Origin of the sequence: Okeania sp. SIO3B5 (assembly GCF_010692555.1) — a bacterium.
Classification (GTDB): domain Bacteria; phylum Cyanobacteriota; class Cyanobacteriia; order Cyanobacteriales; family Microcoleaceae; genus Okeania.
Genome location: NZ_JAAHHG010000452.1, coordinates 1 through 8,134, shown reverse-complemented (window position 1 = coordinate 8,134; position 8,134 = coordinate 1). Strand labels below are relative to the sequence as shown.

The 8,134-nt window shown below is 38.1% G+C and carries 9 protein-coding genes; 6 read left to right on the top strand and 3 right to left on the bottom strand.

Going from position 1 to position 8,134, the window contains the following annotated elements:
- Positions 1-197 precede the first annotated feature (197 nt).
- On the bottom strand, positions 198-1,283 hold the full coding sequence (guaD, locus tag F6K54_RS35200; protein ID WP_293088353.1) for a guanine deaminase: 1,086 nt from the start codon (positions 1,281-1,283) through the stop codon (positions 198-200).
- A gap of 277 nt (positions 1,284-1,560) precedes the next feature.
- Here guaD and F6K54_RS35195 point away from each other — a divergent pair, with 277 nt between their 5' ends.
- From F6K54_RS35195 to F6K54_RS35185, 3 genes are all read left to right on the top strand, one after another.
- Entirely contained in the window at positions 1,561-2,214 is a 654-nt protein-coding gene (locus F6K54_RS35195) for a transposase (RefSeq protein ID WP_293088351.1), read from the top strand.
- A gap of 93 nt (positions 2,215-2,307) precedes the next feature.
- Positions 2,308-2,517, top strand: a complete 210-nt coding sequence (locus F6K54_RS35190; RefSeq protein WP_293088350.1) for a zinc ribbon domain-containing protein — start codon at positions 2,308-2,310, stop codon at positions 2,515-2,517.
- Entirely contained in the window at positions 2,495-2,596 is a 102-nt protein-coding gene (locus F6K54_RS35185) for a zinc ribbon domain-containing protein (RefSeq protein ID WP_293088348.1), read from the top strand. Before F6K54_RS35190 ends, F6K54_RS35185 begins: the two co-directional genes overlap by 23 nt.
- Before the next feature lie 171 nt (positions 2,597-2,767).
- Here F6K54_RS35185 and F6K54_RS35180 read toward each other — a convergent pair whose 3' ends face one another.
- Both F6K54_RS35180 and F6K54_RS35175 read right to left on the bottom strand, forming a co-directional pair.
- Positions 2,768-3,025 carry a hypothetical protein gene (locus F6K54_RS35180; protein WP_293088346.1) on the bottom strand — a complete coding sequence of 86 codons (258 nt, stop codon included), beginning with the start codon at positions 3,023-3,025 and terminating at the stop codon, positions 2,768-2,770.
- Positions 3,026-3,632: 607 nt separating this feature from the next.
- Complete coding sequence (locus tag F6K54_RS35175) at positions 3,633-4,466, bottom strand: class I SAM-dependent methyltransferase (RefSeq protein ID WP_293088345.1); 834 nt, start codon at positions 4,464-4,466, stop codon at positions 3,633-3,635.
- Between the two features lie 357 nt (positions 4,467-4,823).
- Between F6K54_RS35175 and F6K54_RS35170 the strand changes: the two genes are divergently transcribed.
- The 3 genes from F6K54_RS35170 (at position 4,824) to F6K54_RS35165 (ending at position 7,968) form a co-directional block, all read left to right on the top strand.
- Complete coding sequence (locus F6K54_RS35170) at positions 4,824-6,128, top strand: homoserine dehydrogenase (protein ID WP_293088344.1); 1,305 nt, start codon at positions 4,824-4,826, stop codon at positions 6,126-6,128.
- Between the two features lie 58 nt (positions 6,129-6,186).
- A complete protein-coding gene (locus F6K54_RS43390) occupies positions 6,187-6,684 on the top strand; it encodes a GNAT family N-acetyltransferase (protein ID WP_366558320.1) in 498 nt (165 codons plus the stop codon).
- A 279-nt stretch (positions 6,685-6,963) separates the two neighbouring features.
- Positions 6,964-7,968, top strand: coding sequence for a glycoside hydrolase family 10 protein (locus F6K54_RS35165; protein ID WP_293088342.1), 1,005 nt, complete (start codon positions 6,964-6,966; stop codon positions 7,966-7,968).
- Positions 7,969-8,134: the final 166 nt, after the last annotated feature.

The window sequence follows — 8,134 nt, the reverse complement described above, 5'->3', positions numbered from 1 at the left end:
GGAGACAGGAGACAGGAGGAACGGGGAATTTAGAGCAGGTAGGAGTAAGAATTTTCCCAAGATTTTTCTGCCCAACTATGCGCCTAAAATACTAACTTTTTGAGCGTTTTAGACTTAAATAGGCGCACTTTTTTCGACCAAAAAAAGGCACTTGTCTTTATACGTCAATGCTTTTAGATTTAATCAGCAAGCCCTAATTAAACGGACATAATATTAGGTTCATAAACTAAATTTCCTGCTACATAAGTAGCTTTAACTACTCGTTCATCTCCCAAAATAATCAGGGTAAATAATTCATCAATAATGTCAGTTAATGAGTCGGAATTATTGCGATAATTACGCAATTTTAACAACGGAGTTACTCTTGTATCTAGCACAACTAAATCTGCTTCTTTTCCTACATCAAAATTACCAATTTTCTGTTCCAGGAATAGAGATTTTGCTCCTCCTAAAGTAGCCAGATAAAAAGCTTTTAAAGAAGATAAATTTTGCCCTTGTAATTGAGAAATTTTATAAGCATCGTTCATAGTTTGAAATATTGAAAAGCTAGTTCCACCTCCCACATCTGTACCTAAACCAACTTTCACTGGAGTTTGTTGAGATTTTGCTGTATGTAGTTGGAATAAACCGCTGCCTAAAAATAGATTTGAAGTAGGGCAAAATGCAATAGTTGAACCTGCTTGTGAGAGTCGATTAAATTCAGAATTACTGAGATAAATACCGTGGGCGAAAATTGATTTATTACTAACTAATCCAAACTTTTCATAAACATCTAAGTAGTCTTTACTATTAGGAAAAAGTTGAGCAACTTTCTCAGTTTCAGATTTTTGTTCAGATAAATGTGTATGTACATAAACATCTGGAAATTCTTGTTTGAGAACTCCAGCTAGATGTAGTTGTTCGGGGGTAGAAGTAATAGCAAATCTTGGAGTAATAGCGTATAGAAGTCTGCCTTTACCATGCCATTTTTTAATCAAATTTTTGCTATCTTCGTAGCTAGTTTCTGGAGTATCCAACAAATAATCTGGAGCATTCCTGTCCATGAGCATTTTACCAGCAATTATCCGCATATTTCGTAGTTCTGCTGCTTCAAATATGGCATCAACGGACTGAGGATAAATTGTGGTTAAAACTAAGGCACTTGTTGTGCCATTTTTTATTAGTTGATCTAGAAAAAAGGATGCTATTTGTTGAGCATAGGTTTTATCTTGAAATTTTCCTTCTACTGGGAAAGTATATTTATCTAACCATTCCAAAAGTTGTTGACTAGAGGAGGCAATTATTTCTGTTTGGGGCTAACTACTGAAGCCAAATAATTGGACAAAATTGGACAAATATTAATAAATATTAAAAAATTGCTGATTATGTGCTATCATACATTAATATCATGCTAAAAATCAAAGACTTTTTTTCATGGCTTACCAGTTGAAATGCAGTCAATCAAGACCAAACTAAAAGTTAATAATAAACAAAAAACAATACTTGCCAAACACGCAGGAGTAGTTTGCTGGCGCAAAGCTTCGCTAACGTCATGCTTATAATTGGGGATTAGCAACTTGCATAAAAGAGTACGAAGAAACTAAAAAACGCCCAAGCGCCATCACCATGCATAAGCGTTTAGTAGCTGAAGTTAAATCAATTAATCCTTGGTATTATGAGGTGTCTAAATGTGCCCCCCAGCAAGCATTAAGAGATTTAGAGAGAGCATTTAAAAACTTTCTCACTATTCCTAAACGTGGATTTCCAGTCTTTAAGAAAAAAGGTAGAAAAGACAGCTTTTACTTAGAAGGAAGTATTAAGATTTTCCAAGGAAACTACATACAATTACCCAGAATAGGAATAGTAAAAACATACGAAATCTTACCGAATTGCAGAGTAAAAAATGTCAGAATATCCAAAAGAGCAGATAGTTGGTACATCAGTTTTAAGTACAATTTTGAATCAGCTCCAACAGAAAAAGTAGGAGAAACTATTGGTGTAGACATAGGCATAAATACATTAGCAACCTGTTCTGATGGTAGTAAATTTGCCAATGTCAAAGCCTACAGACAAGCAAAAAAACAATTAGTTCGTCAGCAACGTGCAGTCAGCAAAAAAGTTATTGGCTCCAAAAACAGACGCAAAGCAGTAAAAAAACTAGCAAAAGTCCACAAAAAAGCGGATGCGACCCCGCGACGACGTCAGCTCGCTTGCGGAACGCGCACCAAGCAGTAGCCGATATTAGAGCAGACGCACTACATAAACTCACAACATGGTTAGCTAAAAACCACAGCACCATAGTAATTGAGGTATGACAATGTAAGTGGAATGCTCAAAAATCATAAATTGGCAAGTGCTATAGCAGACTGTGGTTTTTATGAATTTAAACGTCAGCTTACATACAAATGTGAATGGTACGGCAGTGAATTAGTCATAGCTGATAGATATTATCCAAGTTCTCAAATATGTTCAAACTGTGGCCATCAACAGAAAATGCCATTGCACTTAAGAACTTATGTTAGCGAAGCTTTGCGTTAGCAAATGTAGTGAATGCAGTTTTGAAGCTGACAGAGATTTTAACGCTGCTGTCAACCTAAAAAACTATGTGTATCAGTAGCTTGAGTTCCAAGCGAATTTAAGCCTGTGGAGAAGATAAGTTACAGACTGCGGTCAGTGGTCTTCAGTGTTTGCGCAGCATTCCGCAGGAAAGCAGGAAGCTAGCTCCAAAACCTATGCGATAGCTTACGCTTAACCGGAGGTTATCGTGTATGGGTAAGTTTGGGTAAGTTTAGTAGAACGGATAATGGATATGAATATCAATAAATCCTGGTAAAATTATCATTCCTGGATAAGAAGTAATAGGAATTTCAGGATATTTAGGCTTTAATTTTTCGTAGTTTCCTAGTTCTTGAATTATGCCTCCGGAGATAATCATTAAACCATCATGGATATAACGAATGGTTTCTAATTCTGGATAGTAAAATGGATCTGCAACAAAATCTATAAATGAGCCTCTGATTGCTGAGATGTTAATATTTTGATTCATTTTTATCCGATCAATTACAGTATTTGGAAAGATATAGCGTTTCTCAAATTGGTTGAGATACAGTTTTAGATCCCCCCTAACCCCCCTTAGTAAGGCAGGGCTAATTCATTGTCACGAGAGAAAAAAGAAGTAGGGGAGTGGGGGAGTGGGGGAGTGGGGGAGTAGGGGAGTGGGGGAGTGGGGGAGTAAAGTCAATTCATCGTCACGCTTAGAAAAATTGTATCCTTTGAAATTTTGAAATTTCCTACATCTTAACTAGAATTAGTTAACCAAAAATATAGGGTTGTAAATATTCTCTGACGACAATGAATTAGCCCTGCCCTTAGTAAGGGGGGAACCGCTTAAAAAGAAAAAGGGGGGAGGCTTCAAATTTATCCGATCAATTACAGTATTTGGAAAGATATAGCGTTTCTCAAATTGGTTGAGATACAGTTTTAGATCCCCCCTAACCCCCCTTAGTAAGGGGGGAACTGCTTAAAAAGAAAAAGGGGGGAGGCTTCAAAGTCCCCCTTTTTAAGGGGGATGCGCGGGGGATCGTAAATGTACCTCATCTTTATGATAAATGCTATATTCAATTTATTTAAACCTTCCAATCCCTTTTCCAAATCTAGACTTTTGGTTTCCGAGCATATATATAGAAAGTCGTAATATCATTCCAAATACCTTGGTCAGTTTGTAAGGTTTTTAATTCATTTTCAAACTCTAATTTAGCTTGATTCAATTGCTCTGTTGAAAGCTTTGATAAAGGGTGAGGGTATTGTCCTGGTGCGGGATGAGATTTTACAGCCCACATTTTTTTTGCTGACTCTAAACTAATATAATTACCATCTTGTTCAACTTTAATTTCAATTAACTCAAAACTTGCTTTTTGAAGTAATTCTTGACATTTTTCAACTGTTCCAGTTGGCTGACTCATTAAATATGAAATACCATATTTTTTCAGAATATTTTGTGTAATAACTCCACCAACAAACGCAGTTTCAGCAAAAGCTTGAATTCCCAGAATTCCTCCAGGTTTGAGAAATTTATGCCAAAGAAGTAGAGATTTAACTAGATCGGACATCCAAATAAATGCAGATGCACAAAAAATACGCTCAAAATGATTTTCAGCAAAATCAATATTTTCAGCATCAGCTAGTAAAAATTCTAGATTATTTAGACCGAGAATATTTGCTTTTTTTTGAGATTGAGCAATCATTCCAGGTGCAATATCAATGCCAATTACTTTACCTGAACTGCCTACTAATTTAGCTGCGGCAATTGCACAATGACCTGTTCCTGTAGCAATATCTAAAATTTGTTGACCAGTATTGACTTGTCCATATTCAACTAAACGATTAGCAATTCTCCAGTGCCAATCACTATTATCATATTTATCGCTTCTGCGAGTATATAAGTCTGCTATCTCTTGTTTGTAATTATTTAAGTTAAGTTGATTCATTAAACATTTTTCCAACGGAATATTTTTCCCAAAAAGACTATTTTTTGTTCGATTTATTATAGCAGTCGAAGGAAAGGGCACGGACAGATCGACAGCTGAAAACTTAGACAACTTCAAGAATTAAGAATTTAGAATTAAGAATTTAGAATTTAGAATTACCTCTCCTTGAAAAGAAGAGAATTGACTAATCATGAAAATTTTTATTTATTATCCCCTTAAAAGGGGAGGCTTTAAACCACAATTTTTCGGTAAAATTATTCCTTCTTTCTTCTTCCTTCTGCTATAATATTAGGATAGTATTCAGCCATTATAGCTGAACCTTGCTCAAAACATTTAATTCATTATGGGTTAACAATCGTGGGATTCAAAATTGGTTTGTTGGGATTAGGTACAGTAGGTATAGGGACAGCAAAAATTTTGCTATCTCCAAAAGGTCGTCATCCTTTAATTCAGGAATTGGAAATACATCGAGTGGGAGTGCGCGATATCTCCAAAACCAGAGATATTAATCTATCTTCGGATATTTTAACAACAGATTTAGAAGCGATCGCTACTGATCCACACATAGATATTATAGTAGAACTGATCGGTGGGCTAGAACCTGCAAGAAGCCTAATCCTCAAAGCTATTGCCCATGGTAAACACGTCGTCACTGCCAACAAAGCTGTTATCTCTCGCTATGGTCCAGAAATTTTTGAAGCAGCGAATGAAAAAGGTGTTTACGTCATGTTAGAAGCAGCAGTGGGTGGGGGTATTCCTGTTATTCAACCCCTTAAAGAATCTTTGGGAGTAAATCGTATTCATTCCGTTATCGGTATCATTAACGGGACAACCAACTACATCCTCACCAGAATGCAAAAAGAGGGAGCAGACTTTGCAGATGTTCTTGCCGATGCTCAAAATTTAGGTTATGCAGAAGCTGACCCCACTGCAGATGTAGATGGGTTAGATGCCAAAGATAAAATCGCAATTTTGGCTTCTCTCGCTTTCGGCGGTCTAATTAAACTAGAAGATATTCATTGTGAAGGTATTCGTCAAGTAACGGCGGCGGATATTGCCTACGCTGAGAGACTAGACTTTGTGATCAAATTATTAGCGATAGCCAAATGCGAACCCAACAGTATTAACTCCACCACAGACAAACTCCAACTAAGAGTACATCCTACTCTTGTGCCCAAAACTCACCCCCTTGCGAGCATCAATGATGTTTACAACGCCATTCTGATCGAAGGAGAACCCATCGGACAAGTAATGTTTTTTGGCCCTGGTGCAGGTTCGGGTCCCACAGCAAGTGCAGTTGTTTCGGATATTATGAGTATTGCTGCTATTCTGCAAACGGAGACCGAACCTATTCCACACCCTTTATTAAGTTGTACCCATCAACATTATTGTGAGACAGCAATGATGACAGAACTTGTCACCAGATTTTATGCTCGTTTCCTAACAAAAGATCACCCTGGTGTTATTGGTAAACTGGGTACTTGTTTTGGCAGTCATGATGTCAGTTTAGAATCTGTAGTGCAAACAGGAATACACGATGAGCTAGCAGAAATAGTGGTTGTCACCCATGATGTAAAAGAAGGCAACTTCCGGCAAGCATTAGAGGAAATTCAATCATTAGATGCGATCGATAGTATTCCCAGTGTATTGAGGGTGTTGTAGAATTGAAGGGGTGATTTTGCATTGGCGGAGTAAGTGTGGCAGCTATATCGCAACTTTCATGCAACAAAGCCTTACTAATATGGAAACAGGACTAAAGATTCAAATTGCAAGGGAGGCAGATCTGGAACCACTCGTGAATCTTGCCGTTTCCTTTCGCAATCACTTGGGGCAGTCCACCCCATCTGATGCGGACTTTCGTGAATCAATTACCCTTCTGTTGAAAGATTCTGGAACTGAGTTTTTCCTGGGCCGTGATGAGGAGGGGACTAGCCTTGGTTATGTGCAGTGTCGCTACCGATACTCTGCTTGGATCTCAGGTATTGATGCTGAACTCGAAGATGTCTTTGTAGTTCGCGAGGCACGTAGGCACGGAGTGGGACGGCAACTCGTAGAGTTTGCACTCGCTCGTGCTAGCGAAAAGGGTTGTCGCTCGATTGGTCTAAATACGAACGAGCGCAATGAAGCTGCACTTGCCTTGTACCAACGGCTAGGCTTTCGCTCTGTAAGAACCTTGTGGGGCGCTCGGCAGCTCTGGCTCGATCTAGCACTGCCGTGATGTTGACTCTGCGGTATAAGTTATATCATGTTCGGTTGAATAGTTATGATTAAGATATAGATGGAAGAGATATCTCAAACCCCTGAGATTGCTTCCTTCCACTCCGTTACAGTCGCAATGACTTTATAGTTTGTGTTTATCCGAACATGATATTAATCGGCAATATCATTCTATAATGTGCAACCCCAAAAATTTAACTTCAAAATAGAGTTCTCCGAAAATTAATCTCAAACCTGTGTAATTTTTAGAAGAGTAAAACTTAGTTTCTGGAGATGTATAATGGGAAAAATCATCAAAAATCTAAAATGGTTAACCATTGCCATAGTAGTTTGTTTATTGGTGGTAGCAACTCATCATGCACCTTCTCGTTCTCCTGTAGTGAAAGAAAAGATGCAGGGTATTTGGTTAACCAATGTTGCAACAGCATTTCTACATCACACCACATTTTTAGATGAAATCCTACATCAGCTTTCTCTCTCCGGATACGATCGCATTTACTTCAGTGTTTATGGCTTAAAAGGAACTCTCTACCCAACTTCTCGCAGCTCTACTCACTTTCTATTGCGTCCTCCTTTGACTAATCCTCTCAAAGCGGCCGCCCAAGAATCTCGTCGTCAAGGATTAAAACCTTATGCCTGGTTTGAATATGGTATGATGCTTAATCCTGGAAATGCTATTGTTCAGGAACATCCAGATTGGTTGCTCAAAACAGTAGAAGGGGGAACTATAGAAGATAGAAATGTCTGGCTAGATCCAGCTCATCCAGAAGTTCAAGAATATATCTTAGGTAACATAGATGATATTCTCAACGTCAAAGAGTTAGAGGGGATTCAATTAGACGATCATTGGGCTGTTCCTAAAGCTTTTGGTAGTAGCGATCGACGTCAGGCGTTAACCAACTTAACCAAAAAAGTCTATAGTCATATTAAAGCCAAAAATCCCCAAATGGTGGTGAGCGTTTCCCCTAACCCTTACAACTTTGCTATCTCGAAATATAATCAAGATTGGTTGTGGTGGGTGGAACAAGGGAGAGTAGATGAAATAGTGTTGCAGGTGTATCGTCCAACACCAGAAGCGGTAATAGCAAGTTTATCAAATTCTGGTATTTATACTGCTTCTTATTATGTGCCAGTTGGAGTTGGTCTCTCAGCAGTCTGGAATGTTGTTCCTTTCTCGCTTAATACAGTAGAAAAACAGGTTGAAGCAGTTAAGCAACAAGGCTATGGGTATTCGATTTTTAGTTGGGAATATTTGGTGTTACGTCGTTTAAGACAGTTTTTTTAACATCTGAGATTGCTTCGACTGAGTTAATTTTTTCTGCGCATTATACCAATTTTATAAATGTTTGCTACAAATAGGTAGGGTACTTTTTAGGAGTCAGTCCTCAGTCCTCAGGAGTCGTATGGGAATAGATTTAATACCAGTTTTTAGGTCATAAATTATCTTTTTT

What these genes read in the sequence shown, in the direction of transcription:
- F6K54_RS43390 (WP_366558320.1), top strand. Translation starts at nt 6,187, where the DNA reads ATGCAACAAAGCCTTACTAATATGGAAACAGGACTAAAGATTCAAATT.
- F6K54_RS35180 (WP_293088346.1), bottom strand. Translation starts at nt 3,025, where the DNA reads ATGAATCAAAATATTAACATCTCAGCAATCAGAGGCTCATTTATAGAT.
- F6K54_RS35165 (WP_293088342.1), top strand. Translation starts at nt 6,964, where the DNA reads ATGGGAAAAATCATCAAAAATCTAAAATGGTTAACCATTGCCATAGTA.
- F6K54_RS35185 (WP_293088348.1), top strand. Translation starts at nt 2,495, where the DNA reads ATGTTAGCGAAGCTTTGCGTTAGCAAATGTAGTGAATGCAGTTTTGAA.
- F6K54_RS35190 (WP_293088350.1), top strand. Translation starts at nt 2,308, where the DNA reads ATGCTCAAAAATCATAAATTGGCAAGTGCTATAGCAGACTGTGGTTTT.
- F6K54_RS35175 (WP_293088345.1), bottom strand. Translation starts at nt 4,466, where the DNA reads ATGAATCAACTTAACTTAAATAATTACAAACAAGAGATAGCAGACTTA.